Below are 361 nucleotides of genomic sequence, written 5' to 3' on the forward strand. Positions count from 1 at the left end.
GCAGTAAAAAGGCCAATCGGTTTTATTGGGTGCAGCCCAATGGAGAAGTAGACTTTTACGATAAGCGTCATTTGTTTTGTTTAGGCAACGAAGGCGACTTTGTAGTAGCAGGACAAGCGCGCAAAGTGTTTACTATTAATGGCTTTAAGCTATTACCACAAGTGTGCTACGACCTACGCTTTCCGGTATTTCAGCGCAATAACAACGATTACGATGTAATGATTAATATTGCTAATTGGCCCGCAGTGCGACGCCATGTTTGGGATACATTATTAATGGCGCGAGCGATGGAAAATGTATGTTATGTGTTTGGGGTAAATCGCATTGGTGATGATGCCAATGGTGTTGCTCACAATGGTGG

Annotated in this window: 1 protein-coding gene; it reads left to right on the forward strand. The window is 43.2% G+C overall.

Features of this window, described 5'->3' with window-relative positions:
* On the forward strand, positions 1–361 hold a 361-nt coding region (locus AAEY62_RS20885; RefSeq protein WP_350636213.1), incomplete at both ends, for a nitrilase-related carbon-nitrogen hydrolase.

It is taken from the genome of Pseudoalteromonas sp. GW168-MNA-CIBAN-0100 (genome assembly GCF_040309225.1).
Taxonomy (GTDB): domain Bacteria; phylum Pseudomonadota; class Gammaproteobacteria; order Enterobacterales; family Alteromonadaceae; genus Pseudoalteromonas; species Pseudoalteromonas arctica.